29 protein-coding genes are annotated in these 26,052 nt (G+C 74.0%); 9 read left to right on the top strand and 20 right to left on the bottom strand.

From position 1 onward, the window contains the following. Nucleotides 1-1,025: phosphatase PAP2 family protein (locus tag ACFWU6_RS26210; RefSeq protein ID WP_383983379.1), on the bottom strand; the 1,025-nt coding region annotated here is incomplete at its 3' end. Nucleotides 1,026-1,176: 151 nt separating this feature from the next. Here ACFWU6_RS26210 and ACFWU6_RS26215 point away from each other — a divergent pair. Next, nucleotides 1,177-1,800 (top strand): TetR/AcrR family transcriptional regulator, encoded by a 624-nt coding sequence (locus tag ACFWU6_RS26215; protein ID WP_383805366.1) that lies wholly within the window; start codon nucleotides 1,177-1,179, stop codon nucleotides 1,798-1,800. Between the two features lie 158 nt (nucleotides 1,801-1,958). Here the strand turns inward: ACFWU6_RS26215 and ACFWU6_RS26220 are convergent, their stop codons facing one another. Both ACFWU6_RS26220 and ACFWU6_RS26225 read right to left on the bottom strand, forming a co-directional pair. Further along, nucleotides 1,959-2,495 carry a TerD family protein gene (locus ACFWU6_RS26220; protein ID WP_383805364.1) on the bottom strand — a complete coding sequence of 179 codons (537 nt, stop codon included), beginning with the start codon at nucleotides 2,493-2,495 and terminating at the stop codon, nucleotides 1,959-1,961. A gap of 109 nt (nucleotides 2,496-2,604) precedes the next feature. Further along, nucleotides 2,605-3,717: a hypothetical protein gene (locus ACFWU6_RS26225; RefSeq protein WP_383983381.1), complete on the bottom strand. Its 1,113-nt coding sequence runs from the start codon at nucleotides 3,715-3,717 to the stop codon at nucleotides 2,605-2,607. 216 nt (nucleotides 3,718-3,933) lie between these two features. Between ACFWU6_RS26225 and ACFWU6_RS26230 the strand changes: the two genes are divergently transcribed. Beyond that, nucleotides 3,934-4,749 (top strand): glutamate ABC transporter substrate-binding protein, encoded by an 816-nt coding sequence (locus ACFWU6_RS26230; RefSeq protein ID WP_383805360.1) that lies wholly within the window; start codon nucleotides 3,934-3,936, stop codon nucleotides 4,747-4,749. Nucleotides 4,750-4,799: 50 nt separating this feature from the next. Here the strand turns inward: ACFWU6_RS26230 and ACFWU6_RS26235 are convergent, their stop codons facing one another. After that, nucleotides 4,800-5,024: a hypothetical protein gene (locus tag ACFWU6_RS26235; RefSeq protein WP_383983383.1), complete on the bottom strand. Its 225-nt coding sequence runs from the start codon at nucleotides 5,022-5,024 to the stop codon at nucleotides 4,800-4,802. Between the two features lie 232 nt (nucleotides 5,025-5,256). On the opposite strand from ACFWU6_RS26235, the gene ACFWU6_RS26240 reads away from it, so the two are divergent. Then, nucleotides 5,257-6,072 (top strand): endonuclease I family protein, encoded by an 816-nt coding sequence (locus ACFWU6_RS26240; RefSeq protein ID WP_383805356.1) that lies wholly within the window; start codon nucleotides 5,257-5,259, stop codon nucleotides 6,070-6,072. Nucleotides 6,073-6,172: 100 nt separating this feature from the next. Further along, a complete protein-coding gene (locus ACFWU6_RS26245) occupies nucleotides 6,173-6,469 on the top strand; it encodes a DUF3040 domain-containing protein (RefSeq protein ID WP_383983385.1) in 297 nt (98 codons plus the stop codon). 63 nt (nucleotides 6,470-6,532) lie between these two features. Here ACFWU6_RS26245 and ACFWU6_RS26250 read toward each other — a convergent pair whose 3' ends face one another. Further along, on the bottom strand, nucleotides 6,533-8,116 hold the full coding sequence (locus ACFWU6_RS26250) for a family 20 glycosylhydrolase (RefSeq protein WP_383983387.1): 1,584 nt from the start codon (nucleotides 8,114-8,116) through the stop codon (nucleotides 6,533-6,535). 139 nt (nucleotides 8,117-8,255) lie between these two features. Then, a complete protein-coding gene (locus ACFWU6_RS26255; protein WP_383805350.1) occupies nucleotides 8,256-9,485 on the bottom strand; it encodes an MFS transporter in 1,230 nt (409 codons plus the stop codon). Between the two features lie 216 nt (nucleotides 9,486-9,701). Here ACFWU6_RS26255 and ACFWU6_RS26260 point away from each other — a divergent pair, with 216 nt between their 5' ends. Continuing rightward, the gene (locus tag ACFWU6_RS26260; protein WP_383805348.1) at nucleotides 9,702-10,160 is read left to right on the top strand and encodes a MarR family winged helix-turn-helix transcriptional regulator; all 459 of its coding nucleotides are present in this window, start codon (nucleotides 9,702-9,704) and stop codon (nucleotides 10,158-10,160) included. Nucleotides 10,161-10,256: 96 nt separating this feature from the next. Here the strand turns inward: ACFWU6_RS26260 and ACFWU6_RS26265 are convergent, their stop codons facing one another. The 8 genes from ACFWU6_RS26265 to ACFWU6_RS26300 all read right to left on the bottom strand — a co-directional run bounded on the left by ACFWU6_RS26265 (nucleotide 10,257) and on the right by ACFWU6_RS26300 (nucleotide 17,885). Further along, on the bottom strand, nucleotides 10,257-12,653 hold the full coding sequence (locus ACFWU6_RS26265) for an ATP-binding cassette domain-containing protein (RefSeq protein ID WP_383805346.1): 2,397 nt from the start codon (nucleotides 12,651-12,653) through the stop codon (nucleotides 10,257-10,259). 205 nt (nucleotides 12,654-12,858) lie between these two features. Then, a complete protein-coding gene (locus ACFWU6_RS26270) occupies nucleotides 12,859-13,215 on the bottom strand; it encodes a VOC family protein (protein WP_383805344.1) in 357 nt (118 codons plus the stop codon). Nucleotides 13,216-13,406: 191 nt separating this feature from the next. Then, nucleotides 13,407-13,961 carry a hypothetical protein gene (locus tag ACFWU6_RS26275; protein ID WP_383983389.1) on the bottom strand — a complete coding sequence of 185 codons (555 nt, stop codon included), beginning with the start codon at nucleotides 13,959-13,961 and terminating at the stop codon, nucleotides 13,407-13,409. Further along, nucleotides 13,958-14,635 carry an RNA polymerase sigma factor gene (locus ACFWU6_RS26280; RefSeq protein WP_383983391.1) on the bottom strand — a complete coding sequence of 226 codons (678 nt, stop codon included), beginning with the start codon at nucleotides 14,633-14,635 and terminating at the stop codon, nucleotides 13,958-13,960. Before ACFWU6_RS26280 ends, ACFWU6_RS26275 begins: the two co-directional genes overlap by 4 nt. A gap of 7 nt (nucleotides 14,636-14,642) precedes the next feature. Next, nucleotides 14,643-15,140 (bottom strand): LPXTG cell wall anchor domain-containing protein, encoded by a 498-nt coding sequence (locus ACFWU6_RS26285; RefSeq protein WP_383805428.1) that lies wholly within the window; start codon nucleotides 15,138-15,140, stop codon nucleotides 14,643-14,645. A 147-nt stretch (nucleotides 15,141-15,287) separates the two neighbouring features. Beyond that, on the bottom strand, nucleotides 15,288-15,947 hold the full coding sequence (locus ACFWU6_RS26290; RefSeq protein WP_383983393.1) for a class I SAM-dependent methyltransferase: 660 nt from the start codon (nucleotides 15,945-15,947) through the stop codon (nucleotides 15,288-15,290). A gap of 26 nt (nucleotides 15,948-15,973) precedes the next feature. Continuing rightward, nucleotides 15,974-17,395 carry a VWA domain-containing protein gene (locus ACFWU6_RS26295; RefSeq protein WP_383983395.1) on the bottom strand — a complete coding sequence of 474 codons (1,422 nt, stop codon included), beginning with the start codon at nucleotides 17,393-17,395 and terminating at the stop codon, nucleotides 15,974-15,976. A 115-nt stretch (nucleotides 17,396-17,510) separates the two neighbouring features. Then, nucleotides 17,511-17,885 (bottom strand): YbjQ family protein, encoded by a 375-nt coding sequence (locus tag ACFWU6_RS26300; protein ID WP_383805336.1) that lies wholly within the window; start codon nucleotides 17,883-17,885, stop codon nucleotides 17,511-17,513. Nucleotides 17,886-18,129: 244 nt separating this feature from the next. Between ACFWU6_RS26300 and ACFWU6_RS26305 the strand changes: the two genes are divergently transcribed. Continuing rightward, the gene (locus ACFWU6_RS26305; protein ID WP_383805334.1) at nucleotides 18,130-18,717 is read left to right on the top strand and encodes an SH3 domain-containing protein; all 588 of its coding nucleotides are present in this window, start codon (nucleotides 18,130-18,132) and stop codon (nucleotides 18,715-18,717) included. 50 nt (nucleotides 18,718-18,767) lie between these two features. Here ACFWU6_RS26305 and ACFWU6_RS26310 read toward each other — a convergent pair whose 3' ends face one another. From ACFWU6_RS26310 to ACFWU6_RS26330, 5 genes are all read right to left on the bottom strand, one after another. Next, entirely contained in the window at nucleotides 18,768-19,121 is a 354-nt protein-coding gene (locus ACFWU6_RS26310) for an NTP pyrophosphohydrolase (protein WP_383983397.1), read from the bottom strand. Between the two features lie 2 nt (nucleotides 19,122-19,123). Beyond that, nucleotides 19,124-20,152, bottom strand: a complete 1,029-nt coding sequence (locus ACFWU6_RS26315) for an AAA family ATPase (RefSeq protein WP_383983399.1) — start codon at nucleotides 20,150-20,152, stop codon at nucleotides 19,124-19,126. Between the two features lie 3 nt (nucleotides 20,153-20,155). Beyond that, nucleotides 20,156-21,364, bottom strand: coding sequence for an RNA ligase (locus ACFWU6_RS26320; RefSeq protein ID WP_383983401.1), 1,209 nt, complete (start codon nucleotides 21,362-21,364; stop codon nucleotides 20,156-20,158). Nucleotides 21,365-21,479: 115 nt separating this feature from the next. After that, on the bottom strand, nucleotides 21,480-21,962 hold the full coding sequence (locus tag ACFWU6_RS26325; protein WP_383983403.1) for a hypothetical protein: 483 nt from the start codon (nucleotides 21,960-21,962) through the stop codon (nucleotides 21,480-21,482). Between the two features lie 61 nt (nucleotides 21,963-22,023). Further along, on the bottom strand, nucleotides 22,024-22,461 hold the full coding sequence (locus ACFWU6_RS26330; protein WP_383983405.1) for a VOC family protein: 438 nt from the start codon (nucleotides 22,459-22,461) through the stop codon (nucleotides 22,024-22,026). 267 nt (nucleotides 22,462-22,728) lie between these two features. Between ACFWU6_RS26330 and ACFWU6_RS26335 the strand changes: the two genes are divergently transcribed. After that, the gene (locus tag ACFWU6_RS26335; protein ID WP_383799727.1) at nucleotides 22,729-23,472 is read left to right on the top strand and encodes a YoaK family protein; all 744 of its coding nucleotides are present in this window, start codon (nucleotides 22,729-22,731) and stop codon (nucleotides 23,470-23,472) included. On the opposite strand, the gene ACFWU6_RS26340 is transcribed toward ACFWU6_RS26335, so the two are convergent. Then, a complete protein-coding gene (locus ACFWU6_RS26340) occupies nucleotides 23,441-24,388 on the bottom strand; it encodes a hypothetical protein (protein WP_383799729.1) in 948 nt (315 codons plus the stop codon). The genes ACFWU6_RS26335 and ACFWU6_RS26340 overlap by 32 nt on opposite strands. 248 nt (nucleotides 24,389-24,636) lie before the next feature. Between ACFWU6_RS26340 and ACFWU6_RS26345 the strand changes: the two genes are divergently transcribed. Both ACFWU6_RS26345 and ACFWU6_RS26350 read left to right on the top strand, forming a co-directional pair. After that, on the top strand, nucleotides 24,637-25,494 hold the full coding sequence (locus tag ACFWU6_RS26345; RefSeq protein ID WP_383799732.1) for an oxaloacetate decarboxylase: 858 nt from the start codon (nucleotides 24,637-24,639) through the stop codon (nucleotides 25,492-25,494). 117 nt (nucleotides 25,495-25,611) lie between these two features. Beyond that, on the top strand, nucleotides 25,612-26,004 hold the full coding sequence (locus ACFWU6_RS26350; protein WP_383799735.1) for a molybdopterin-binding protein: 393 nt from the start codon (nucleotides 25,612-25,614) through the stop codon (nucleotides 26,002-26,004). The last annotated feature ends 48 nt before the right edge of the window (nucleotides 26,005-26,052 follow it).

Consider the following 26,052-nt stretch of genomic DNA (forward strand, 5'->3'; position numbering starts at 1 on the left):
GCCTCGGCCTCGGCCTCGGCCTCGGCAGACACGGCCAGACCGCGGGCCCCGCCCGTATCGGCACCGCCACCGGCACCAGCAGGCGCGCTCGGGCCGCGGGCCCCGCCGAGCCCGCCACCGCCGGCACCGGTTCCGGTCGGCGCGACCAGGCCGGAGGCCCCACCGGAGCCGGCAGCGGCAGCGGCACCCGCTCCGGCTGCCCCCGGGGCGGCCTCGGGGTCCGTCCCGGCGAGCCGTTCGCCGGGGCCGCCGGTGGCCCGGGTCACCCCCGGGGCCGGTCGGGGAACCAGCAGCAGGGCGGCCCCGAGCAGCACGGACACCACGATCGCGTCGAGCCAGTAGTGGTTCGCCGTGCCGACGACCACGAACAGTGTCAGCAGGGGGTGCAGCAGCCACAGCAGGCGCAGGCGGCCCGGCTTCCTCCCGGACGGCGGAGCCTTCGGGCGGGTGGCGGCGATCATGCCCAGCGCGACCATCAGCGCCCAGCCGACGTGCAGCGAGGGCATGGCGGCGAACTGGTTGGCCATCGTGTCGGCCCCGGGGGCGGCCCCGTAGACGGTCGGCCCGTACACCTGGCCGGTGTCGACGAGGCGGGCCGCGTCGAGCATCCGCGGGGGCGCGAGCGGGAAGGTCAGGTGCAGCGCGAGGGCCGCTGCGGTGAGGACGGCCAGGACCCTGCGGGCCCACAGGTAGTGCTCCGGCCTGCGCACGTAGAGCCAGACCAGGAAGAGGGCGGTCGCGGGGAAGTGGACGGCCGCGTAGTAGGTGTTCGCGGCGTGCACGAGGGTGTCCCCGTGGAGCAGCAGCGCTTGGACCGCGCCCTCACCCGGCAGGTGCAGGGCGCGCTCGGCGTCCCAGATCCGCGCGGCGTTGCGGAAGGCCTCGTCCGTACGGCCCGTCGAGAGGGTGCGGCCCGCCTTGTAGACGACGAACAGCCCGGCGACGAGCAGCAGTTCGCGTATGAGGCGGCGGCGCGCGGCTCTCGGTCCGGCTGCCGGCCCGGCAGGTGTGGTGTGGGAGTTCATCCCCCGGTCTCTCTTCCTTGACGCGCACATCGACACGCCAGTGTATCGATACATTCACGTATCGATACGCAGGTGTACCGATACGCTCGCGTTCCGGTATAGTCCCTGGCGGAACCCGCTGCCGAGGACCCTTCGAGGAGAGCCGCACCCCATGACGTCGACGCCGGTCACCGCGCGCCGCTCCAAGATCAGCCCGGAGCGGGAGCAGGAGTTCTACGACGCCGTCCTGGAACAGCTGCGCGAGCACGGTTACGAGGCCCTCACCATGGAGGGGATCGCCGCCCGGGCCAGTTGTGGGAAGTCCACGCTGTACCGGCAGTGGAAGACCAAGCCCCGGCTCGTCGCCGCGGCGCTGCGCGCCGGCCGGCGGGGCACGCTGGTCGCGGTGGACACCGGGACGCTTGCGGGCGACCTGCGCGAGGCGGCGCGGATCGCGGGCTGCACCTCGGGGCGGGACACCCGCCTGATGCAGGCACTCGGGCATGCCGTCCTGAGCGACGAGGAGCTCCAGGCCGCGTTGCGCGAAGCGTTGATCGGGCCGGAGCTGGCCGCCTTCGACGTGATGGTGGCGCGGGCCGTGGCGCGGGGGGAGATCGCCGCGGACCACCCGGCCGTGGAGTTCCTCCCGGCGCAGCTGATGGGCGTGCTCCGCATCCGGCCCGTACTCGAAGGCCGTTACGCGGACGCCGATTACCTGGTCCGCTTCGTCGACGCGGCCCTGCTGCCCGCCCTGGGCCTGACCCCGCCCGGACCCCCGGACGGCACGGCCCCCTGATACCGGCGGACCGCCGTCCCGATGACCGGACGGCGGACCGCCCGCGCTGCCTCGTGGGGACGGCGGCAGCGCGCCACCCGGACCGGGCGGCGGTACTCACTCGAGGAGTGCCGCCGCCCGATCCGTGCGGACCGCGACGGTCCGGACGGCCGGCGTCGTCAGTGGACGCCGCCCATGACCCGGGTGTACTCCTCCGGGTCGGTGTCGAAGCCCCGCAGCCGCGCGTCGAGCGACCACACGCCCGCGCCGTCCCTGGTGAAGTCGGCGACGGTGACCGCGGTCGCCGCCGGGACCGAGTCGAAGCCGAAGACAGCCAGTTCGGCGTGGCCCTCGCGGATGCGGATCCCGGTCCCCTCTATGTCGGCGAAGGTCTTGCCGTGGTCGGCCGCCCCCTCGCGCTGTATGACCACGCCCACCACTACGCGGCGCAGGTCCGCCGCCATGCGGTCGAGTTCGATGGTCATGACCTCGTCGAAGCCGAAGCCCTGGCCGGTGTGGCTGTCCCGGTTCAAGGTGATGGTCCCGTCGGCCGAGCGGCTGCCGAAGTGGACCAGGTGGACCGGGGTCCCGTACAGGTCGGCGGCGCCGTAGACGGCGACGACGATGTCCAGGTCGTTCGCGGGCGTGCCCCTGCGGCTCGGGTCCCACCGCAGCGCGACCTCCACCTTGGCCAGACCCTTGCGTACACCTGTCACGGGACTCCCCCTCCATTTGCCGCGCTCTGCACGGGACATGCTCCCACGCGGTAGGGCACGCGGACCGTGCGACCGCACGATCCCGGCCGTCAGCGGGCTGCCCGCGCGGTCACCAGTCGCCGTCCTGCACGGGTTTGCCGGGCCTCGGCGCGTTCCCGAGCGGCTGGATCTGACCGGGTACCGGCTCCGCCCACGGGCTGTGGTCGTCGCCAAGCCACTCCCCCACCGGCTTGACCCCGCTCAGGGAGTCAGCGGGCGCCAGGTCGGCGGCGGACTCGTCGTAGTAGTCGAACCAGGGCAGCCCGGCCCTGGTGTAGGCCGCCCGGTCCACCGGTGACGGCGGCGGCTCCTCCCCGGTGATGCGCCGCCACGCGGGCGGGGTCACCAGGTGGACGAAGACCCGCGCGGCCGGCTCGGAGTCCCAGTCGGACAGCGGCCGGTCGTCCCGGTACACCTCCTGGTGCATGGAGCCGCCCGCGCCCAGGCCCATCGCGGGCGCCGCCGCGGGCGGGGCCGCGGCGCCGCGCGCACGCGCCGCTCCGGGCTGCGGGAAGCCGCCCGGAGCGGCATGCAGCGACATGGGGGGCGGACCCCCGTACCCGCCGAAGCCGGCGGGCGCTCCCGGCGCTCCGGGGGGCTGGGGGCCGTACGGCGGCGGTACGGGCGGCCGGAGGCGCGCCCGCTCCGCCCTGCGCCACTCGGCCAGTGCCGACGCACCGAGCCCGAACGCCTGGAGCTGCACCCCGCCGGTGGTCTCCTCCCCGGTGACCTGGCCCTCGACGGTGGCACCGAGTCCCAGCGGTACGGCCACGAACTGGCGCACCGTGCCCTTGCCCGAGTTGATCCCGTCCAGCCACGGCTGCCGGGGCAGCACCAGGTAGTTCTGCGGGGTCCGGGCCAGCCGGCCCGTCCAGCGCTCCCCGGAGACGGCGCACACCTTGCCGACGCCGACCTGAAGGGCCGCGGGCTCGACGGTCCCGCCGAAGCTGAGCCACATGGCCTCGCGCAGGTACACGGGCAGCATCACGCCGCCCTTCGCCAGCCACTCGGGCGGCACCGTGTCCGGGTGGTCCTCCACCCGGCGCAGCGGGAAGTCGCCGAGTCCCGGGGGCAGCGCGTGCGTGCCCGACTCGGGCAGCCGCAGCGTGCGGATGAACCGGACGCGCACCCCCTCGCCCAGCAGCAGCGTGCTTCCGTCGACGCGTACCGGACCTGATCCCATGCCCACCCCTTTATCCCGCTCCGACCCGGTTCCGCAACGGATTCTGCGGCCGATCCGGATCGTTATCCTCAAGTTTTACTCAGATCTAGTGACGCTGCGGCCGTTGCCTTCCTAGCTTCCTCGTACGCGTGTGAGGACGTACCCCGACGTTCCCGCGGTTCCACGTGCGCCGGTGATCCCTGCGCACGCCCGGCGTTCCCCAGGAAAGAGTGCAACATGAAGGTTCCCCAGGCCGGAGCGGTCGCCGCAGTGATCGCACTCGCCCTGACCACCTCCGGGTGCGGCGGCGGCGACGACGAGGCCAAGGGGATCTCCATCGGCATCAAGTTCGACCAGCCCGGCATCGGACTGCGCGAGGCGGACGGCACCTTCTCCGGGTTCGACGTGGACGTCGCCAGGTACGTGGCGAAGGAGCTCGGCCACAAGCCCGACTCCATCGACTTCAGGCAGGTCTACAGCAACGACCGCGAGCTGCTGATCGAGTACAACGAGGTGGACTTCGTCGCCGCGAGCTTCTCGATCAACGACAAGCGCAAGGAGAAGGTCGACTTCGCCGGCCCGTACCTCGTCGCGCACCAGGACCTGCTCGTCCGCGCCAACGACACCAGCATCACCAAGGCGGAGGACCTGAACAGCAAGCGGCTCTGCTCGGTGACCGGTTCCACCTCGGCGGAGAACGTCAAGAAGAACCTCGCCCCGAAGGCGAGCCTGCTGGAGCTGCCGGGCTATTCGGAGTGCGTCGTCGCGCTGCAGGAGAACATGGCCGACGCCATGACCACCGACAACTCCATCCTGGCCGGGTACGCCGCCCAGAAGGGCAACGAGGGCAAGTTCCGGCTGATCGGGCTCAGCCTGAGCAACGAGAACTACGGCATCGGCGTCAAGAAGGGTGCCAAGGATCTCCAGCGCAAGATCAACGCGGCGCTCAAGAAGATGGTCGCGGACGGCGCCTGGGAAGAGGCCGTCAAGAAGAACTTCGGCCCGGCCAACTACAAGTACGACCCGGCCCCGCAGATCACCGTCGTCGGCTGACGGCCCGGCCCCGGGAGCCCCTCGCCCCCGCGGCGGTCGGCGGCCGCGACTCAGACGGCGTGGGTGGCGAAGAGTTCGAGGTGCCCGCACCCCGGGCACCGGTAGGCGTCGATCTGGCGGCGGGGCCGTCCCAGGCGCTTCGCCCCGCCGAGCAGGCCGCGTTCCAGCGGTCCTGCGATCCAGCGGGCGTAGCCCCGGGCCCCGTCCCCGGCGTCCTCGACGAATCCCGGCTTCAGGCCGACGAGGCCGCAGTGCGTGCACCTGACATCGCTCACGCGGCGAGTGTACGAAGGGCCGGACCGGGCCGCTCCGCCGGGTGGTGGCGGCGGACCGTCCGGTTCCGGCCACGGACCGCGCCTCGGGCCCCGACGGCGCCACCAAGATCCGCCGTACCGACACATGGTCTTCATCTGTTCGGCACATGACAATGTGAGCCTCGCTCTGCCACCTGACACCCCACCAACTGCACTGGTGGGGGCGGTGCGTGTGGAGAGGTACCCCCACGTCATGAGAATCTCCCGCATCACTCCCTGGGCGGCCGGCCTCGCGGCCGCCGCTCTGGTGGCCGTTCCGGCCACCGCCTCCGCCGGCCCGGAGCGGACGGCGGCTCCCCACGCCGCCGCGGCCGGCCCCGTCGCCCTGGAGCCGTACTACGCCGCCGCCGAGGGCAAGACCGGGCCCGCGCTCAAGACCGCCCTGCACGACATCATCAAGACCCAGTCCAAGGTGACCTACGACGGTGTCTGGAACGCCCTCAAGGTGACGGACCAGGACCCGGCGAACGCCAACAACGTGATCCTGCTCTACTCCGGGCGCTCCCAGTCCAAGTCCACCAACGGCGGCGGGGCCAACGACTGGAACCGCGAGCACGTATGGGCCAAGAGCCACGGGGACTTCGGCACCGCCACCGGGCCGGGCACCGACCTGCACCACCTCCGGCCCGAGGACGTCACCGTCAACAGCACCCGCGGCAACAAGGACTTCGACATGGGCGGCGGCCCCGTCGCCGAAGCCCCCGGCAGCCTCACCGACGCCGACTCCTTCGAGCCGCGCAACGCGGTCAAGGGCGACGTGGCCCGGATGATCCTCTACATGGCCGTCCGCTACGACGGCGGCGACGGCTTCGCCGACCTGGAGCCCAACGACAGGGTGAACAACGGCTCCGCCCCGGCCACGGGCCGGATCAGCGTCCTCAAGCAGTGGAACCAGCAGGACCCGCCGGACGCCTTCGAGAAGCGCCGGAACCAGGTCATATTCGACACCTACCAGCACAACCGGAACCCCTTCATCGACCACCCGGAGTGGGTCAACTCCATCTGGTGACCGGACCGGCCGGGGTTGGGCCGGGTCAGGAGGGGTAGGGGCCGGTCAGAGGCTGCGACCGCGTTCCGCGGCCGGGCCGAGACGACGGAGGTACGTCGCCATGGACGGAGCCGGACTCTCGGACCGCGAGCAGCGTGCCCTCTCCGCGATCGAGGACGACCTCAGGTCGGACCGCTCCTTGAACCGGGTGCTGCGCTCCACGCACCGCCCGCACCGCGCCGTGGCGGCCTGGCTGCTCGGCGCGGTGACGGCGGGACTCTTCGTCGCCGCGTCGGTCACCGTGTCGCAACCCCTGCTCTGGGCTTTCGCGGGTGCCTGGACGCTGACGGTGGCCATGGCGCTGCCGCTTCTGGGGCAGTGGTTCCAGCGGCGCCGGCAGCGGGCGGCGCGCCCGTAGCGCCCCGCCCCGGCGCACGGACCGGGGCCGGGGCCCGTGGTCCGCGTGCGGGGCCGACAGGTCTCAGAGCCGGTCCGCGAGTGCCGTGAACTCGGCCCACGGCCGCTGGGGCGCGCGGTCGTCCCACACCTTCTGGGAGAGCGCGGCCAGCGGCGTCCGGATTCCGGCGGCCACCTGCGCCTGCGTCTGGGCGCCGGCCAGGTCGCACCAGACGGCGAGCCGGGCGCCGAGGATCTGCGGCCCGTAGCGGGCGGGCACCGCGGTGGTGCCGCGCAGGACCAGGGGGGTCCACTCCTCGTAGATGCGCCGGCCCGTGGGGTAGGTGAACTCGTTCGGTTCGCCGAGCACGTAGTAGAGGTACTCGTCGTTGAGGTTGACGACCTTGCGTCCCTCGCGCAGGTACTCCAGCGGGGGGCGGGCGCCGATCTCCTTGCCGGTCCAGTACTCGACCTGGATGTCCTTGGCCGCGCTCGTCACGCCGCCCGCGAAGAAGCCGTCGTTCCAGGCCTTGAGTGCCTTGCCCGAGGGGCGGACCACGTCGGCGCGGTCGTTCAGCCAGCCCGTCGCCAGGTCCTGGACGCGCGCGGTGGGCCCGAACCGCTGCCGGGCCGCCGCGGCGAGCTGCGGGAAGGAGGCCTGCGGGTCGCGGACGACGAGGGCCTGGTACTCGTCGGCGCCCAGGTGCCACGCTCCGCCGGGGAAGAGCGGCAGGTATTCGCGGAGCAGTTCGTCGATGAGCTTCGCCGCCGCCGGGTCGGATATGTCGACCGCGCCCTTGACCGCCTTGCCCCCCACGTCGCGCAGTTGCAGGTCGGGGTGGGCGCGCAGGACCGCGCCGAGGTGTCCCGGCGAGTCGATCTCGGGGACGACGGTGATGTGCCGGCTCGCGGCGAGGGCCGTGATCCTGCGGACGTCCGCCTTGGTGAGGTGCGGGGTGGAGACGATCTCGGGGTGGGTGTCGGACTGGATCCGGAAGGCCTGGTCGTCGGAGAAGTGCAGGCCGAGCTGGTTGAGCTTGAGGTCGCCCATCTCCCGGAGCCGGTCCTCGATCCAGTCCGGGGTGAAGTTCTTGCGCGCGATGTCGAGGTTGAGTCCGCGCTGCGGGCGGGCCGGGGCGTCGCGCACGGTGCCCTCGGGGGCGGAGCCGGCGGTCTTCACGGCCTGTTTCAGCGTGCGGGTACCGTAGAACACGCCGGCCTCGTCGGGGCCGGTGATCGCGGCCCGGCCGTCCTTGACGGTGAGGGTGTACGACTCGGGCTTCCCGGCGCCGCCGGTGTCCAGGGCCAGCTGCACGTCGCCGGGGCGCGGGTCCTGCGTCTCGGCGAAGCCCATGCGCAGTTCGCCGGCGAGCAGCTTCGCCTCGTCGGTGAGGGCCCTGGCGTCGCCGGGGCGGACGGTCACCCGGGCCGCGGCGGCGGGCTTCCAGCCGGGGCCGCGGGCCGGTTCGTGTGCGCGTACGGCGGGGACGGTGCGCGGTGCGGCCGACAGCGGGTAGGACCGGGTGGGGGTCGGGGTGGGCTCGGCGGGGGCGGAGGACGCCGTGCCGGCGCCGGGGGTGGGCGCCGCGGACGGCCGGGCCCCGTCGGTGGCGGCGGTGCAGGCCGGGACGGCGAGGGTGGCGAGCGCGGCGACGGTGGCCGTCGCCATGACATGGACCCTCATGTGAAGCCTCGGATTCCGCATCATGCACCCCTGTCCCCGTGCGCCCCTGTCCCCCGTACCAACCTGGCACGGGGGACAGGGTCACGCGACCCGGAGGCGGGTCACCCGTGGGCGGGGACGGGGGTCACCGGTGGGCGGGGACGGCGGCCGGTTCGCCCTCCGCCGTCCCGGAGGCGACGATCCGGCCGGCGCCGCCGGGGTGGGCGGCGCTGCGGCGCTCCAGGGCGCCGGACACGAGGGCCAGTGCCAGGGCGGCGGCGGCCAGCGCGGCGCCGACCCAGTTCGGGGCGGTCCAGCCGAGGCCGGCGGCGATGACGACCCCGCCGAGCCAGGCGGCGAGGGCGTTGCCGAGGTTGAAGGCGCCGATGTTGACGGCGGAGGCCAGGGTGGGGGCGCCGGCGGCCTGGTCGAGGACCCGCTTCTGGAGCGGCGGGACGGTCGCGAAGCCGAGGGCGCCGATGAGCACGACGGTGACGGCGGCCCCGGCCTTGCTGTGGGCGGTCAGCGTGAAGAGCGCGAGCGTGACGGCGAGGGCGCCGAGGGAGGTGTACAGCATCGGCATCAGGGCGCGGTCGGCGTACCGCCCGCCGATGAGGTTGCCGGCGACCATGCCGAGTCCGAAGAGGACGAGGAGCCAGGTCACGGAGGTGTCGGCGAAGCCGGCGACGTTGGTCATCATCGGGGTGATGTAGGTGATGGCGGCGAAGACCCCGCCGAAGCCGAGGACGGTCATCGCCATCGCGAGCAGGACCTGGACGTTGCGGAAGGCGGCGAGTTCGCTGCGGATGCGGACGCCTGCGGCGGGCCGGGGCAGTTCGGGCACCAGCTTGGCGATGCCGAGCAGGCCGAGGACGCCGAGTCCGGCGACGATCAGGAAGGTGACGCGCCAGCCGAGGGTCTGTCCGACGAGGGTGCCGAGGGGGACGCCGACGACGTTGGCGACGGTCAGGCCGGTGAACATCATGGCGATGGCGCCGGCCTTCTTCTCGGGGGCGACGAGCTCCGCCGCGACGACCGCCCCGATGCCGAAGAAGGCGCCGTGCGCGAGGGAGGCGACGACGCGCCCGGTGAGCATGACGCCGAAGGCCGGGGCGAGGGCGGAGAGGACGTTGCCCGCGATGAACAGGCCCATGAGCAGCATCAGCATCCGCTTGCGGGGGATGCGGGTGCCGAGGACGGTCATCAGCGGCGCGCCGAGGACCACGCCGAGGGCGTAGCCGGTGACGAGGAACCCTGCGGTGGGGATCGAGACGCCGTAGTCGGCGGCGACCTCGGGGAGCAGGCCCATGATCACGAATTCGGTGGTGCCGATCCCGAAGGCCCCGATGGCCAGGGCGAGGAGTGCGAGAGGCATGAGGGAGGTGCCCTTCAGGGAGGTGGTGGCGCGGGGGCGCGGCGCGCGGCCGGCGGGGCGACGTACGGTTGCTGTCGCTGCTTACGTGCGTCCACATTAATTGCAGACGCGGGATATTTGCAAGCGCGGGATATTGCACAGGTGGCCTATCCTGGGGGGCAACCGCACGCACCGCAGACCAGCACCACACCCACCGGCACCGCAGTGGAGGAGCCCATGACGGCCACGGACAGCGCACTCACCGCCCTCGCCCAGGGCTGGTGCGCCCTCTCCCTCCTGCACGGCCGGATCGAGACGCACATCGAGCGGGCCCTCCAGGCGGGGCACGGGCTCAGCGTGCGCGAGTACTCGCTGCTCGACGTGCTCAGCCGCCAGCACAGCGGACCGGGCGGGCACCTGCGCATGCACCAGGTCGCGGACGCGGTGGTGCTCAGCCAGAGCGCGACGACCCGGCTGGTCAGCAGGCTGGAGGACCGCGGCCTGCTGAACCGCTACATCTGCGACACCGACCGGCGCGGCATCTACACCGACGTGAGCGAAGCGGGCCTGGCCCTCCTGGCCGCGGCCCGCCCGACGAATGACGCCGCCCTGCGCGAAGCCCTGGACGAGGCCGGTCGGAACCCGGCACTCGCCCCGCTGGTCGCGGCGGTGGAGAGCACGGCCCCGGCGGCCTGAGCCGAGGGGCACACGACGGGGACACGGCTCTGCCGCGCGCCGGACGGGTGCCGTCCCGGTCCGGCGCGCGGCAGTGGTGGCGTGACGGGGCGGGCGTCAGGAGCCGACGTACGCCGCGAGGTGCTCGCCGGTGAGGGTGGAGCGGTCCGCGACGAGGTCCGCCGGGGGGCCCTCGAAGACGATCCGGCCGCCGTCGTGGCCGGCCCCCGGGCCGAGGTCGATGATCCAGTCGGCGTGCGCCATGACCGCCTGGTGGTGCTCGACGACGATGACCGACTTGCCGGAGTCGACGAGCCGGTCGAGCAGGCCGAGCAGCTGTTCCACGTCGGCGAGGTGCAGGCCGGTGGTCGGCTCGTCCAGGATGTAGACGCCGCCCTTGTCCGCCATGTGCGTGGCCAGCTTGAGCCGCTGCCGCTCGCCGCCGGACAGCGTGGTGAGCGGCTGGCCGAGGCTGAGGTAGCCGAGGCCGACGTCGGCGAGGCGCTGCAGGACGCGGTGCGCGGCGGGCGTGTGCGCCTCGCCGGAGCCGAAGAACACCTCGGCCTCGGTCACCGACATCGCCAGCACCTCGCTGATGTCCCGGCCGCCGAGGCGGTACTCCAGCACCGAGGCGTCGAACCGCCTCCCCTCGCAGTCCTCGCAGGTGGTGGCGACGCCGGCCATCATCCCGAGGTCGGTGTAGATGACGCCCGCACCGTTGCAGGCGGGGCAGGCGCCCTCGGAGTTGGCGCTGAACAGCGCCGGCTTGACGCCGTTGGCCTTGGCGAACGCCTTGCGGATCGGGTCGAGCAGCCCGGTGTACGTCGCCGGATTGCTGCGGCGCGAGCCGCGGATCGGGCTCTGGTCCACCGACACCACGCCCTCACGGGCCGGGATCGACCCGTGCACCAGCGAACTCTTGCCGGACCCGGCGACACCGGTGATGACGGTCAGGACCCCGAGCGGGATGTCGACGTCGACATCGTGCAGGTTGTTCGCCGTCGCCCCGCGGATCTCCAAGGTCCCCGTGGGCTTGCGCAGGGTCTCCTTGAGGGAGGCCCGGTCGTCGAAGTGGCGGCCGGTGACGGTGCCGCCGGTCCGCAGTCCCTCGACGGTGCCCTCGAAGCACACCGTGCCGCCCCCGGTGCCCGCGCCGGGCCCCAGGTCGACGACGTGGTCGGCGATCGCGATCGTCTCCGGCTTGTGCTCCACGACGAGCACCGTGTTCCCCTTGTCCCGCAACCGCAGCAGCAGGTCGTTCATCCGCTGGATGTCGTGCGGGTGCAGGCCCGCGGTCGGCTCGTCGAAGACGTAGGTGGTGTCGGTGAGCGCGGAGCCGAGGTGGCGGATCATCTTCACCCGCTGCGCCTCACCGCCCGACAGCGTGCCCGCCGACCGGTCGAGCGACAGGTAGCCGAGGCCGATCTCCACGAACGAGTCGAGGGTCTGCCGCAGAGCGGCGAGCAGCGGCGCCACCGACGGGTCGTCGAGGCCCCGGACCCATGCGGACAGGTCGCTGATCTGCATCGCGCAGGCGTCCGCGATGCTGATCTGCTCGATCTTCGAGGAGCGGGCCTCCTCGCTCAGCCGGGTCCCGTCGCACTCGGGGCAGGTCGTGAAGGTGACCGCCCGCTCGACGAACGCCCTGATGTGCGGCTGCATCGCCTCCTTGTCCTTGGACAGGAACGACTTCTGGATCTTGGGAATCAGCCCCTCGTAGGTGAGGTTCACGCCCTCGACCTTCACCTTGGTCGGCTCCCGGTAGAGGAAGTCCTGCATCTCCTTCTTGGTGAACTTCCGGATCGGCTTGTCCGGGTCGAGGAGGCCGGACTCGGCGTAGACCCGTACCGTCCAGAAACTGTCGGACTTCCAGCCGGGGATGGTGAACGCACCTTCGGCGAGCGACTTGGAGTCGTCGTACAGCTGGGTGAGGTCGATGTCGGAGACGGCGCCCCGGCCCTCGCAGCGCGTGCACATGCCGCCGGTCCGGTTGAAGGTCGCCTTCACCGTCTTCTTGGCACCGCGCTCCACCGTGATGGCGCCGCTCGCCCGGACCGAGGGCACGTTGAAGGCGTACGCGCCGGGCGGACCGATGTGCGGCTTGCCGAGCCGGCTGAAGAGGATGCGGAGCATCGCGTTGGCGTCGGTGGCGGTGCCGACCGTCGAGCGCGGGTCGGCGCCCATCCGCTGCTGGTCGACGGTGATCACCGTGGTGAGGCCTTCGAGGACGTCCACGTCGGGCCGCGCCAGCGTCGGCATGAAGCCCTGGACGAAGGCGCTGTAGGTCTCGTTGATCAGCCGCTGCGACTCCGCGGCGATCGTGTTGAACACCAGCGAGCTCTTGCCCGAGCCGGACACACCGGTGAACACCGTCAGCCGCCGCTTCGGGATCTCGATGCTGACGTCCTTGAGGTTGTTCACGCGCGAGCCGTGCACGCGGATCACGTCGTGGCGGTCCGCGTCGTGCGGCGCGGGCGGCTGCGTGTCCGTGTCCGTCCCCTGAGCCCTGCTCATCGTGTCTCCATCTGATCTGTATCCGTGATCCGGTGCTCGGGACCGCCCCCGCGGTCTCCGTGGGTGTCGCCTGGCAATCTAACCGGCTCCGGCCGCCGCGTCCGGGCGTCGACCGGACCGGCGGCCGGCCGGGAGGGAGGGGGCTTGGCGGCCGACCGGGAGGCGGGGCCGTGGCCGGAGCGGCGGTCCGGCCGGGCGCCGGTGCTCAGCGGTCCTGGAGCAGTCCGAGGAGGTTGCCGTCGGGGTCGGTGACGGTGGCGACCAGACGGCCGCCGCCGACGTCCTTCACGGCGTCCTTCACGGTGGCGCCCGCGGCCGTGACCTCGGCGAGCTTCGCCTCGATGTCCGGCACGTGCCAGTAGGCCACCGCCGAGGTCAGTCCCTGCGGTCCGCCGCTGGGCACCAGCCCGATGTGCTGGCCCGCGGCCTCGAAGCCGACGTAGTACGACTCGTCGGTCTCCGGCGGTACGCCGAGCAGGGCGGCGTAGACCGCCTTGGCCGCCGCCAGGTCGGAGACGGGGTGCAGGACGGTCTTGATTCCCTGGGTGGCAGAACCGGACATGGTGACTCCTGTGGTGTGGACGCGGTCGGGGGGCCCGTGCGATCGCCCCCGCCGGCGCTTTCCGCCGGCCCTGCACCTCACGCTACGGACGCTCCGCGCGCCGCGCTTCTCCGATCCTGACCGGTTCCGGCCCGGGGCGTCCTGGTGCCGTCCGGGCGCCGCGGCCGGGTGGACCCTCCCGGCCACGGCACTCAGCGGGTCGGCGTGGGGGCGGCCGGGGACGTGTGGGGAGCCGCCGGCGGGGACGACGGCGACGGGGACAGCGACGGCGGGAGCGCCGACGAGGACGGCGGCCGCGCCGGCCTCGTCGGCGACGGGGTCGGGCCGGGGCGCGTCGGCTGCTGCGGTGAGGTGGCCGGGGGCGCCGACGGGATCGCGGAGGGCCCCGTCCCGTCCGGTTGCGGGGTCACCGACGGCGAGGGGTGGCGGGGGGAGGCCGGTCCCGGGGAGGGCGCCGCAGAGGTGGACGGAGTGAGCTCCGGGGGCGCGGCCGGCGGCGCCGGACGCAGCGGGGCCCGGTCCGGTGCGAGGACCAGGTACCCCACCAGCGCGGCCGCCGCCGCGGCGAGTCCGGCCAGGGGCAGGGCGAAGCCCCGTAGCCGGACGAGCGGAGACCTCCTCAGGTGCGGACCGGGCGGGTCCGCGGGCCGCAGCGCGCGGACGGTGACCGCGGCGGCGCGGGCGTCGAGGGCCTGTCGCAGCCGCAGCTCCGCGGGGTGTTCGCCGTCGTGCGGGGTGCGCGTCATATCCGACCCTCCAGAATCCGTTGCAGCGCATCCAGTCCGCGGCTCGCGTTCGACTTGACGGAACCCCGACTGATTCCGAGCGTGTCCGCTATCTCCGCCTCGCTGAGGTCGGCCCAGTACCGCAGCACCAGGACCTGCCGGCGCCGCGGGGTCAGCCGACCGAGCGCGGCCAGCACCTCGCGGTGGGCCTCGTCGAGGACGACGTGTGCTTCCGCGGACGGTACGTCGGCCGCCGCGGGCGGGGTCCAGGCCCGGACGGTGCGCCTGCGGCGCAGCACGGAGCGCGAGGTGTTGACCACGGCGGTGCGCAGGTAGCCCAAGGCGTTGTCCACCTCGGTGATGTGTTCGCCGTGGCGGCGGTACAGCGCGGTGAAGGCGTCCTGGACCACGTCCTCCGCGGTGGCCGTGTCGTCGACGAGGAGCACCGCCAGGCGGACCATGCCGAGCCGGTGCGCGTGGTACAGCGCGCTGACCGTGGGTGCGGGGCCCTCCCCGCGGGGGTGGGCGCGGACGTCCGCGGGACCGGGCGGGGAGGGGTGTGCGTACGTGTACGGGTGCGCGGCGGACGGGACCGGCGGGGCCTGGCGGTCGCGGAGCAGGAACCACCGCAGGCCCCGCCACGCCCGGTCGGTGACGGGCGTGGCGGGGCCGGTGGCGGCTGCGGGGTGGAGCACGGTCACCTCAGCCGTTGGCGCGGCGCCGAACGGTGTACAGGGCTCCGGCGCCGACGACGATCAGGCCGGCGGCTCCGGCTCCCAGGGCGATGGTGGTGGCGGAGGAGCCAGTATGCGCGAGCTCGGGGCCGCCGGACGAAGCGGTGGAGCCGGGGGTGGCGCCGGGGGCAGCGCTCGGGGCGGCGCTGGGTTCGGCGCTCGACGGGCTGCTGACCGACGGGGTGGGAGCCGCGCCGGGCCGGGTGCTGGTCGCGGGGGACGGGGCTGCACTGGGCCGGACCGTCGGGGCGGCGCTGGGCCGGCTGCCGGGGGCGGTCGACGTCGGGACCGCCGTGGCGGACGGGGTGGCCGGGGCGGGCGTGGCCGAGGCGGACGGGGTGGCCGGGGCGGGCGTGGCCGAGGCGGTGCTCGCGGCGGCCGCCGGACCGGCGAGAGCGACGACCACAGCGGCGGCGGCGACGGCGGTGACGGCCGCCCGGCGGACGGGCTGGGGGACGCGCTGCATGTTCTTCACGGTGCTACTCCACGGTCACGGTCGGGGCGAGGGCGCCGGATCACGCCCTTCACCCCCGCACGACGCGCGACCCGCCCGGAGGTTGCCGCCGTCACCGGAAAACTTTTCGCCGTGCCGCCCGGCAGGTCGGCGTCGCCGTCAGGCCGCGGGCCCGACGGGCGGTGCGGGGACCGGGCGGCGCGCGTAGCAGAAGAGGTGCTCCTCCGGCTCGGCGAGTCCCCCCGCGGGCTGGAACAGCTCCGTGCGGTGGTGCAGCACCTCCAGCCCCTGGGCCGCGAGCCGGGCCAGGTGGTCCTCGGTGGACAGGCTGCTGACGGTGACCCGGTGGCCCATGAACTCGATGTCGAGCCCCCGGATGTCGCCCGGCACGGTCGCCAGGACGAGGTATCCGCCGGGCCGCACCCAGGACGCCATCCGCTCCAGGGCCGCCGCCACCTCCGGCTGGTCCATCATCAGCAGCGGGAAGAAGGAGCAGACGGCGTCGAAGTCCGCCCCGCCGGGCTCGTACGTCCGCACGTCGGCCTGCTCGAACCGGGCCTGCGGTACCCGGCCGCGTGCCAGGGAGACCATCTCCGCCGAGACGTCGATGCCGGTCACCGCGCAGCCCGCCGCCGTGAGCGCTTCGGCCGTGGGGCGGCCCGTGCCGCTCCCCACGTCCAGCACGCGGGCCCCGCGCGGCAGTCGGGCGGCGAGCCAGTCGAGGGCCTCCCGTTGTGCCGGGACCTCCCCGAAGGCCTCCTCGTAACGGTCCGCGAGCGCGTCGAACACCTCGGCGGCGGACGCCCCCCGGTCATTCATCGCCGGCACCTTCCGGTCGGTCGTGATCAGCTCAGGACGCCGGCCCGGCGGGCGGCTTCGATCCAGGAGGGGAACTCCGACAGCAGCCGGTCGTACAGCTCGGGATCGGAGACGGTGTCGATGTCGTCGACCGCGAAGAAGCCGACGTTGTCGACGCGGCGGCCGGGAAGGGTGTCGAAGCGTTCCAGCACCCCGTAGTCGGCCTGCCCGAGGCCGATGAACTGCCAGAAGACCGGCTCCTCGACGGCCGCGCGCAGCTCCCGTTCGATCTCGTCGTTGCGGTAGACCCCGCCGTCGGAGAAGAACAGGACCAGGGTCGGCTCGGGGCCGGGGTGGTCGCGGACGAAGGCGCGGACCTCCGCAATGACCTTCTGCTCCTCGTTGCCGATGCCGACGGCGCGCATGTCGACCTGGCCGGGTGCGAGGCCCTTGGGCGGCTTCCTGCGGCCGAAGAGGCTGAACTCCCCGCCGCGCACGTGCAGGCGGAGCCATTCGGGCAGGGCGCCGATGACGAGGTCGGGCAGCCGTGCCGGGTGGGAGGCGAAGGTCCAGGCCTGCATCTCGCCGTCCGCGTCGAGCTGGGCGGCGACGGCGGCCATCCGCTCGGCGACGCCCGCGACGGTGCCGCGACGGTAGAGGGCGGCCATGGAGCCCGACGCGTCGAGGACGAGGACGACGCGGGCGGCCAGGCCGGCGACTCCGCGCTTGCTCAGGCTGACCGCGACCTGCCGTTTGCGCAGGGACAGGCGTTCGCGCACCTCGGCGGGGAGCTGCTCCTCCCCCGCGGTGAGCCGCACGGCCGGGTCCGTCGGCGCGGCCCCGGGGACTCCTCGGGGCGCGCCCGCGGAGCCGGCCGGCGGGGCCGTCGGTGCGGCGGCCGCCGGGACGGCCGGCGGGGCCGTCCGGGGCGCTGTCGTCTGCGTCGGCGGGTCCACGGTGATGCCGAAGTCCGTCGCGAGCCCGGCCAGCCCGCTCGCGTACCCCTGGCCGACCGCCCGGAACCGCCAGGCCCCGGCACGCCGGTAGAGCTCGCCGCTGACGAGGGCGGTCTCCGGGCCCGGCCGCATCTCGAAGCGGGCCAGCTCGGCTCCGGATCCGGCGTCCAGGAGGAGCAGGTGCAGCCCCGGCACCTGTCCGAAGCTTCCGCCGTCCGCCGACGCGCAGAGCAGGACCCGTTCGACGCCCGGTTCCACCGCGGCGAGGTCGACGGCGACCGTGTCGGCCCCCGGTCGCTTGCCGAGGTGCCGCACCGCCCCGGAGGCGTGCCGGGGCTGGTTGTAGAAGACGAAGTCGGCGTCGGAGCGGACCCGTCCGCCGCCCGTCAGCAGGAGCGCGGAGGCGTCCACGTCCGGTACGCCGGGCCCGGCCGACCAGCCCAGCACGGCCCGCACTCCGGCGGCCCCGATCGGCACGTTGGCGCCCTTGTCCATGAGGTTCACGGCGCCCATTGTGCCGGTCCGGCGCCCGGGAGGTGCGGTGTCGGCCGGACCGGGCACGACCGGCAGGGCACCGCCGCGGGTGTGCGTGCGCGTGCGGCGGGTGCGGGCGTGCGGGCGTGCCCGATCAGGTGGAGGCGGGCACCAGCACGACCGCCGTGCCGTACGCGCACACCTCGGTCCCCACGTCGGCGGCGTCGGTCACGTCGAAGCGCATCATCAGCACGGCGTTCGCGCCCCGCGCCTTCGCCTGCTCGATGAGCCGGTCCATGGCCTGGTTGCGGGTCTCCACCAGGGTTTTGGTGAGGCCCTTCAGCTCTCCGCCGATCATCGACTTCAGCCCGGCGCCGATCTGGCTGCCCAGGTGGCGGGAGCGCACCGTGAGGCCGAAGACCTCGCCGATGACCTGCTCGACCCGGTAGCCGGGGACGTCGTTGGTGGTCACGACGAGGACACCGGTCTGCTGGGCCCCGGGGCCGCCGCCGTAGTCTTCGATACCCATGCCCACACTGTGGCGCGGCCGGTCTCCGCCCGCATCCGGAAGGCGCCCCGCACCGGCCGGACCGAGCACCTCGTGTTCGCGGAACCCGTACCGGCGGCGCGCATTGGGCATATCGGGTTAAACGGCGGTGAGTCAGCGGGGCCGCGGAGCCTCCCGTCGTCATAGTCGTCCCTGGCAGCCGCCTGGTTGCCGCCCCGCGCCGCGCGTCGCGGCCGGGTGGATGTCTTCGTAGAGGAGCCGGCTCATGCTGAAGCCCACCAGGACCATCCTCGCTCTCGCCACCGGAAGCCTGGTTCTCGGCCTGGTCGGGGCGGGCGCCGCCGTCGCGGACGGGACCCCGATGGCCGACGCGCCGTCGCGGACCGTCATCGACCACGAGCCCGCGCTCGGGCAGCCCCACACGTTGGCCGACCGGTACGCCGTCGGCCGCGTCATCTCCAAGGGCCCGCTGAAGATCCGCAGCAAGCCCACCACGCAGTCGCGCATCATCGGCCAGATCCAGCCGAACCGCAAGGTCGAGATCGAGTGCAAGAAGTACGGCGAGTCTGTTGACGGCAACCGCCTGTGGTACCGCCTGAACGAGCGCAACGGCGGCGCGGAGAACGGCAACGGAGGCCAGGACGGCCGCGAAGAAGACCGTGAGGAAGGCCGCCAGGACGGCAGCGAGGAAGACCGTGAGGAAGGTCGCGACGAGAGCCGCGACGAGAGCCGCGAGGAAGGGCGCCAGGACGACGGCCGGGGCAACGGCGAGGAGCTGCGGGTCGCGAGCAGCGCCCGCTGGGTGTCCGCCCGCTACGTCAGGAACCTCTCCCCGGTGCAGTTCTGCCGCTGACCCGGCGCATCCTCACCGCATCACCGCATCACCGTGCGTCCGGCGCCCGCTCAGGGCGCCGGACGCACGGTGCGCGGCCCCGCGCACCGCACCCCCAGCTCCCCGACCCGCCGGCGCAGCTCCCGGTCGGCCGTCACCACGGTGCATCCGCGCTCCGCGTAGGCCGAGGCCAGCTCCACGATCAGGTCGTCACCGCTGCCGGGCGCCGACTCCACGCGCACCCCGGGCACGGACTCGACGCCCCGGGCCGCCCCCTCGACGACGAGGACGACCTCCTCGTCACCGCCCCGCGCCGCCAGCGCGTCGCGCAGGCGCTCCGCCGCGCCGCGCCGGTCGCGCCACCAGCCGTCCGGGACCGAGCCGACGACGTTCGCACCGTCCACGACGAGCACACGGGCAGCCACGGTCAGAAGTCCCCGTAGTTGACCTGCCAGGTGGGCAGGCCCATCCGGCGCCAGACCGCGACCACCCGGTCCCGGTCGTCGAGCGACACCCGTACCGCGTACCGGTGGCGGACGTGCGCGTCGAACAGCTCCGCCTTGACCACGTCGTCCCGGCGCGTGTCGCCCGCCGCCCGCATCCACAGCTCGTCGTACGGCACCTCGTGCCGGCGCAGCCAGGACTCGGTCTGCGGCCGGTGCTCCTCGCTCCGCCCCGACAGCAGCACGATCGTGTCCCCGTCGGCGCGCCGGAAGGCGCCCAGAGCGTGCTTGACCGACTCGTTGAGCAGGTCCAGTTCGCACCGCGAGAAGTCGTACGGGCCGCGGTCCCCGGTCAGCGCGAGCGTGCCGTCGATGTCGCACATCACCGCGGCCGGCAGCGCCGGATCGGGGACGTACGCGGTCACGGGCGGGACGGCCGCCCCCGCGGAACCGCCGTTCATCCACTCCGAGGTCAGCCGCCAGCCGCCCTTGCGCACCTTCTGGTGCTTCTCCGCCAGGATCCGGATGATCTCCTCGCCGACCTGTCGCTCGCGGGCGGCGTCGCGGCGCAGGCACTCCTCCAGCGGGACGTCGGTGAAGTCGTGCACGACGAAGGTCGCCAGGCCCCCGACGGCCGCCTTGAGCCGCTTGGGGATGTGCTTGGTCAGGTGGGTGTTGTCGACGACCACGTCGAAACCGCCGTCGACCGCCGCGCGGACCGCGGCGTCCTGGACGGCGAGCACGGTCTGCTCGTGGGCGAAGCTCCGGCCCCGCTCGGGGTCCGGCAGGTCGAGCATGCTCCGCAGGTCGTCGAGGTTGACGCGGCGCATCCGTCCCCCGGCCTCGGCCTGGAGGGCGCGCGCGGCCGTCGTCTTGCCGGAGGCCGGCAGGCCCGTCATGACGTGCACGACGGGCAGCGGAACCTCCTCGGGGACGGGCTCGGCCGCGGGCACGCGCCGGGCCGCCGGCACCGCCTCGGGCGCGGCCACGGCTTCGGGTGTCTGTTCGGACACGGGTCAGTTCTCCTCGTCGTTCGTGAAGGGGTCGGACGGCTCGGGCCGGACGTGGCGCCACACGACCAGGTCGGTGGGCCTGCCGTCCAGGCGCAGGAACACCGCGGCCCGGATCCCGCCGTCGGACAGCCCCTTCGCCGCGCGGGCGAAGGCGCCGCGGTCGCCGGCGAGGTGCGCGAGGCCCGCGTACGCCTCGTCGACCGCGCGCTCGCGCAGCGCGGCCTCGTCCTCGAGGCGGGCGACGACCTCGCGGACCCAGGCGTCGAACTCGTCGGGCACCTGCTCCAGTAGTGCGTCGAGCGGCTTGCCGCCGGCCGCCTCGATGTCGGCGACCGGGCAGTTCAGGCCCTGGGCCACCTGCTTGGCGGGCAGGCCGGCGAACCGCTGGACGCCGTGGGCCCGCCAGATGTCGCGCTCGGTGACACCGGTGAGCACCTTGTGCAGGCGTACGTACTCCGCCAGCTTGGCCTTCGCACGGACGCCGGAGGCGAAGCGCAGGACGAAGCCCTCGGCCTGGGTGCCGGTCGCCGCGGCGCCGCCGGGCAGGGTGTTGGAGTCGGCGAGCGCGATCAGCTCGTGGAGGGGCACGGCGGGCCACACCGTGACGACGGAGCCGATCCCCTCCCAGTGGGGCGCGGCCTCGGCGAGCGGGACTTCGGCGCCGTCCGTGGTGAAGGCGGCGAGCAGGACGAGGTCCCGCCGGTCGCCGTAGTCGACGACGATGCGGTTCTGCGGGTAGAGGACCTCGGCGAGGTAGGTGACGCCCGGTACGAGCGCCGCCGTGTCCACGGCATCGAGGCGGCGCTGCGCCCACGTGGCCTGGGTGCTGATGAAGGAACCCTTGGACGCGGCCCGCCAGCGGCCGGCGTAGTGGAAGACCACGGCGAGGCTTCCGTCGACCTTGTCGTAGACCTCGAACGGCTCGTCCGGCAGGGCGGGCGCGTAGGGCTGACCCGACTCGTGCTCGCCGACGTTGAAGAACTTCGGCAGCGGGAGCGCGACGATCGCCCCGGTCGCGTCGTCGGCGACGAGGCCCCGGCAGCGGGTGGTGACCTGGTTCCAGACGCGCTCGTACTGCGCCGTCCTCGTGTACGTGTAGATGGACAGCGGCAGTTCGGGGTGCGTCTTGCGGGTCACGTACCCGGCGTCGATCGAAGCGGCCAGCTCCTGCGCGGGCAGCAGGTCATGCAGAGTCAGGCGGTCCTGGCTCATGGGGTCCCTCCCGGATTCAGATGGCTCATTCTCACCTGTGGGAAGGGCTGCCCGGTACCCAATTAGCGCTGGTCAGGAACGGCTCCCGGCCGGTGGCCGGCCTCGGTCGGCGGTCTCAGTGCGGCAGTCGGGCGCCGCACCGGCTGCAGTGGCGGGCATCGGACTCGGTGGCGAGGCGGCCGCATTCGGTGCAGACCCGGTCCAGCAGGCAGGCCGGCTCCCCCGCCCCGGCGTGCGGGGCCGGGCCGATGGTGAGCGGCGGCCGGCGGCGGTGCGCGGTGGTGTAGGCGAGCCCCTCGGCTCCGGCCCGCACGGAGCGGGTGGTGCCGGCGGGGAGCCAGGCCACGGCTCCGGGCACCAGCGCCACCGTGGCGTCCGGGGTGCGGAGTTCCCCCGTACCGCCGACGACGACGAGCAGGACGCCGAGGACCGACTCGGTGTGCTCGCCGATGCCTGCGCCGGGCCCGATCCGGACCAGGTTCGCGTCGAGGTCCCGGGTGCGGTCGCCCAGCGCCCACACGACGCCGGTCCGTCCTTCGCCGGCGTCGGGGTGCGGCGGGGCGAGGAAGACCGGCGCGGCGGGGGCGGGCGTGCTCACGGGGACTCCTGCTGGTGGGGACGGACGGCCGGGGACAAGGTTGCCACGCCGGTGCGGACGCTCAGTGGGTGATGCAGATCTCGTTGCCCTGCGGGTCGGCGATCGTGGTCCAGGCGGAGGGGCCCTGGCGGCCCTCGTGGAGGAAGGTGGCGCCCTTGGCGAGCAGGCGTTCGACGACGCGCTTCGGGTCGTCGTCCGGTCCGGTGCGGACGTCCAGGTGGACGCGGTTCTTGACCGTCTTGGGCTCGGGCACCAGCTGGAAGAGGACGCGCGGGGCGCGCTCCAGGCCCTCCGGGTGGCGGATGGCCTGGCCCGTCTGCCAGACCAGGACGCCGTTGTGGGTCGTGGTGTCCTCGTCGGTCGCGTGGCCCGCGGCGATCATGCCTCGGATGAACGCCTCGTCGCTCGGCTCGACCTCCCAGCCCAGCGCGTCGGCCCACCAGTCGGCGAGGGCGTGCGGGTCGGCCGAGTCGATCGTCACCTGGAACGTGTATGCCATGCCGGGACCCTACTCAGCCTCCCCGGGCCCCGCCACAGGGCGGGGCCCGGTACCGGACGGAGATCCGGGACGCAGCCCGGGCCCGCCCGGGGGCGGCTCCGGCGGGTCGCCCCGGTGGCGGGGCCCACGGCCCGCACCATGCACGGAGGGCGGCGCCGGCACACGGCCGGCCGGGGTGGGAGCGCAGACGGCCGGGGCGGCGACCGCGCGGCCGGGGCGACAGGCGGCAGGCGGCAGGCGGCAGGCGGCAGGAGAGGAGAGGACTCCATGAGGTCAGGGACCGGGCGCGAGCGCGGGCGGGGCGTCCTGCGGCCGCTGGCCGCGCTGCTCTTCCCGCCGGAGCGGGACGGGCCGCCCGGTGGGCCCCACGGGGTGCTGCCTCCGCTGCTGGTGGTGCTCACCTTCGTCAGCGGGCTGGTGGACGCGGTGAGCTATCTCGGCCTGGACCACGCCTTCGTCGCGAACATGACCGGCAACGTGGTCTTCCTCGGTTTCGCGCTCGCCGGTGACCGCGAGCTCTCCGTACCGGCCACCCTGCTGGCCCTCGGTGCCTTCCTGGCCGGGGCCCTGGCGGCGGGACGGCTGCTCCCCCGCGGGGCGGCGGAGCGGTTCTTCGGCCCGCTGGTCGCGGTGCAGGCCCTCCTGGTGGCCGGTGCCCTTGCCGGGACGGCGGGCGGGGCCGGCGAGCTGGTCGTCGTCGCACTGCTGGCCCTGGGGATGGGGCTGCAGAACGGGGTCGTGCACCGGCTCGCCGTCCCCGACCTCACCACCACGGTCGTCACCCGGGCGCTGACCGGGCTGGCCGCCGATCCCTGGGGGGCCGCCTCCGCGCGGCGGCTGGTGACGGTGGTGACCCTGGCGTGCGGGGCGCTGGCCGGGGGGCTGCTGATGCTGCGTCACGGCCCGCGGTGGCCGCTGCTGGTCGCGGTCGCCCTGCTGGCCTGGGTGGCGGTGCTGGGCCGGTGGAAGCGTGCGGAACTCAGCCCGCCCGCCGGGAGCGGCGAGAGGTGACCATCGCCGCGAGGGTCAGCAGCCAGGCCGCGACCGCCGTCCAGAGCAGTACCTCGCCCAGGGGGCGCAGCCAGCCGATCCCGACCGGGCCCGCGGCGGAGAGGCAGGCGGTCGCGGTCATGCCGAGGGGGAAGACCGTGGCCCAGCGCCGAATGTCGTAGTGCGGCCGGGGGTGGCGCACTTCCGCGGCGAGGAGGACGGCGTACCAGAGGAGGGACAGGGTGAGGGCGAGGAGGGTGACGGTACGCAGGGCCGTGTGCGCCGCACCGGCCCACACGGGTGACGCGGTGAGCTTGGAGCCGGCCAGGGCGGAGATCGACAGCGCGCCGCCCGCCACCCAGTGGTCGCCCGCCCCGCCCGCCACCTCGCCGAGGTCGAAGCGGGCGAGGGCCGGGACGTAGAGCAGCAGGCCGAGGCAGAAGGCGGCCAGGGCCGCCCGGGCCAGCCAGGTGCACGGAAGGGCGGTGGCGAGCGCCGCCGCGAGGACGGCGAGCCCCTGGGTGGCCACGCAGACGAGGAAGGCGACGCCGGGCATCCGGCGCCGCCAGTGGCGCAGGACGTTGACCGTCAGACCGGGCCACAGCGCCGCGGCGAGCGCCAGCAGCACGGCGGCCGCGCCCTGCCATCCCAGCTGCGAGATCCGGGTGCCGACGACGGTGGTCGCGGCGACGGCGGTGAGGGCCGCCGGCGTGTCGGCCTCGGCGCGGAAGCGGCCGCGGTCGCGGAAGAGCCGGGCGGCGAAGTCGGCGCCGAGCACCAGCCACAGCGCCGCGGCGATCGCCAGCGCGGCGAGCGACAGCGCCTCGCGCCCGACGAGGTGCAGGCCGACGGAGAGGATGCCGGCGGCCATGACGGCCGCTCCCGCCGCCGGCGGGAGGCCGGCCAGCCAGCCGCGTTCGGGGACAGGGCTCACCACTCCAGCGGACACCACCGGCCGGGGCCCCGCCAGCGGACCGGCACCGGTCCCCGGGCAGCCGGCGGCGGGGCGGTGGCGGCGGGCGGTGGCAGCCGCCCGGCGGGGCGGTCCTCCCCGCTCGGTCCGCGGCCGGACTCGTCCGGGTGAAAGCGGGGCGCGCTGGAACGGCCGGATCGTTCCTGCCGGGGTCCGTCCGTCCAGGATCACCGGAGCGGGACCGACCGGGTCCCCTCGGGTGAGGAGCCACAGTGGGCCGGGATCGTGGAAGTGCGCTGCGGCAGGCCGTCGCGGAGGCGGGTACGACCCCCCTGATCGGGGTGTACGACATGTACTCGGCGTCGGTGGCCGCCGGCCACTACGACGCCTTCTTCCTCTCCGGTTTCGGTTTCGCGGCGTCCTTCTACGGTCTGCCGGACGTCGGGTTCATCGCCTGGCCGGACATGGTGGCCTTCACCGAGCGGCTGCGGGCGGCGTTCCCGGAGCACCACCTGCTGGTGGACATCGACGACGGTTACGGGGACCCGGAGGTGGCCGGCCACGTCGTGCGGCGGCTGGAGCAGGCCGGTGCGTCGGGCGTGGTCCTGGAGGACCAGCAGCGTCCGCGGCGCTGCGGTCACGCCGAGGGCAAGCAGATCCTGCCGCTGCGGCAGTACCTCGCCAAGCTGGAACGGGTCCTGGAGGAGCGCCGGGACCTCTTCGTGGTGGCTCGGACCGACGCCACGGAGGAGTCGGAGATGCTGCTGCGGACCAAAGAACTGGCCGCGACGGACGCCGACATGGTCCTCGTGGACGGCGTACGGAGCACCGAGCAGCTCAAGCTCGTCCGGGACGCGGCCGGGGGCAAGCCGCTGCTGTTCAACCAGATCGGCGGCGGGAAGTCCCCGCGCTTCTCCCTGACGGAGCTGACCGGGCTCGGCATCGACGCCGCCGTCTACAGCACGCCCTGCCTGTTCGCCGCGCACCGGGCGATGGAGGCGGCGCTGACCGAGCTCAAGGCGGCCGACGGGCGGCTTCCTGACACGTCGTCCGGCGGGGGCGTCGGCGTGGCGGACTCCACCGGGCTGCTGACCCGCAACCTGGCCGGTCGGGGCCGCGGCCGCGGCTGACCGCCGGGCGGCGGGGAGCGGGGGCCGCGGCGGCGTGAGAACGGGCGGTGCGCGGCCGGGAGAGCCGGGCGGCGGGCACCTCCGGGACGCGGGAGACCCGTGAGTAGGGTGGAGCGCATGGAGTCCTACACGATCGGCCAGGCCGCCCGGCTGCTGGGTGTCAGTGCCGACACCGCCCGCCGGTGGGCGGACGCCGAGCGCTTCCCCACCCGCCGCGAGGGCAACCGCCGGATCATCGACGGCCCCGATCTGGCGGCGTTCTGCGTGGAGGCCGCCCAGGAGGGCGCCGAGGGCGGGGACGAACCGTACACCTCGGCCCGCAACGCCTTCCCCGGGATCGTCACCGGGATCAAACTCGGCGACGTGGCCGCCCAGGTCGAAGTCCAGGCCGGACCGCACCGCGTGGTGTCCCTGCTGACCCGGGAGGCGGTCGAGGAGCTGGGCCTGGAGGTCGGCATGCGGGCCACCGCCCGGGTGAAGTCGACCAGCGTGCACATCGACCGCGCCTGATCCACCGCTGCGGACCGGGGGACAGCGCTCGCGAGCCCTGCCCCGGGT

Origin of the sequence: Streptomyces sp. NPDC058674, assembly GCF_042716505.1 — a bacterium.
GTDB lineage: Bacteria > Actinomycetota > Actinomycetes > Streptomycetales > Streptomycetaceae > Streptomyces.

Coding starts and splice junctions, on each gene's coding strand:
- ACFWU6_RS26215 (WP_383805366.1), top strand. CDS start 1,177: ATGACGTCGACGCCGGTCACCGCGCGCCGCTCCAAGATCAGCCCGGAG.
- ACFWU6_RS26225 (WP_383983381.1), bottom strand. CDS start 3,717: ATGGGATCAGGTCCGGTACGCGTCGACGGAAGCACGCTGCTGCTGGGC.
- ACFWU6_RS26230 (WP_383805360.1), top strand. CDS start 3,934: ATGAAGGTTCCCCAGGCCGGAGCGGTCGCCGCAGTGATCGCACTCGCC.
- ACFWU6_RS26240 (WP_383805356.1), top strand. CDS start 5,257: ATGAGAATCTCCCGCATCACTCCCTGGGCGGCCGGCCTCGCGGCCGCC.
- ACFWU6_RS26245 (WP_383983385.1), top strand. CDS start 6,173: ATGGACGGAGCCGGACTCTCGGACCGCGAGCAGCGTGCCCTCTCCGCG.
- ACFWU6_RS26250 (WP_383983387.1), bottom strand. CDS start 8,116: ATGGCGACGGCCACCGTCGCCGCGCTCGCCACCCTCGCCGTCCCGGCC.
- ACFWU6_RS26255 (WP_383805350.1), bottom strand. CDS start 9,485: ATGCCTCTCGCACTCCTCGCCCTGGCCATCGGGGCCTTCGGGATCGGC.
- ACFWU6_RS26260 (WP_383805348.1), top strand. CDS start 9,702: ATGACGGCCACGGACAGCGCACTCACCGCCCTCGCCCAGGGCTGGTGC.
- ACFWU6_RS26265 (WP_383805346.1), bottom strand. CDS start 12,653: ATGAGCAGGGCTCAGGGGACGGACACGGACACGCAGCCGCCCGCGCCG.
- ACFWU6_RS26270 (WP_383805344.1), bottom strand. CDS start 13,215: ATGTCCGGTTCTGCCACCCAGGGAATCAAGACCGTCCTGCACCCCGTC.
- ACFWU6_RS26275 (WP_383983389.1), bottom strand. CDS start 13,961: ATGACGCGCACCCCGCACGACGGCGAACACCCCGCGGAGCTGCGGCTG.
- ACFWU6_RS26285 (WP_383805428.1), bottom strand. CDS start 15,140: ATGCAGCGCGTCCCCCAGCCCGTCCGCCGGGCGGCCGTCACCGCCGTC.
- ACFWU6_RS26290 (WP_383983393.1), bottom strand. CDS start 15,947: ATGAATGACCGGGGGGCGTCCGCCGCCGAGGTGTTCGACGCGCTCGCG.
- ACFWU6_RS26295 (WP_383983395.1), bottom strand. CDS start 17,395: ATGGGCGCCGTGAACCTCATGGACAAGGGCGCCAACGTGCCGATCGGG.
- ACFWU6_RS26300 (WP_383805336.1), bottom strand. CDS start 17,885: ATGGGTATCGAAGACTACGGCGGCGGCCCCGGGGCCCAGCAGACCGGT.
- ACFWU6_RS26305 (WP_383805334.1), top strand. CDS start 18,130: ATGCTGAAGCCCACCAGGACCATCCTCGCTCTCGCCACCGGAAGCCTG.
- ACFWU6_RS26320 (WP_383983401.1), bottom strand. CDS start 21,364: ATGAGCCAGGACCGCCTGACTCTGCATGACCTGCTGCCCGCGCAGGAG.
- ACFWU6_RS26330 (WP_383983405.1), bottom strand. CDS start 22,461: ATGGCATACACGTTCCAGGTGACGATCGACTCGGCCGACCCGCACGCC.
- ACFWU6_RS26335 (WP_383799727.1), top strand. CDS start 22,729: ATGAGGTCAGGGACCGGGCGCGAGCGCGGGCGGGGCGTCCTGCGGCCG.
- ACFWU6_RS26350 (WP_383799735.1), top strand. CDS start 25,612: ATGGAGTCCTACACGATCGGCCAGGCCGCCCGGCTGCTGGGTGTCAGT.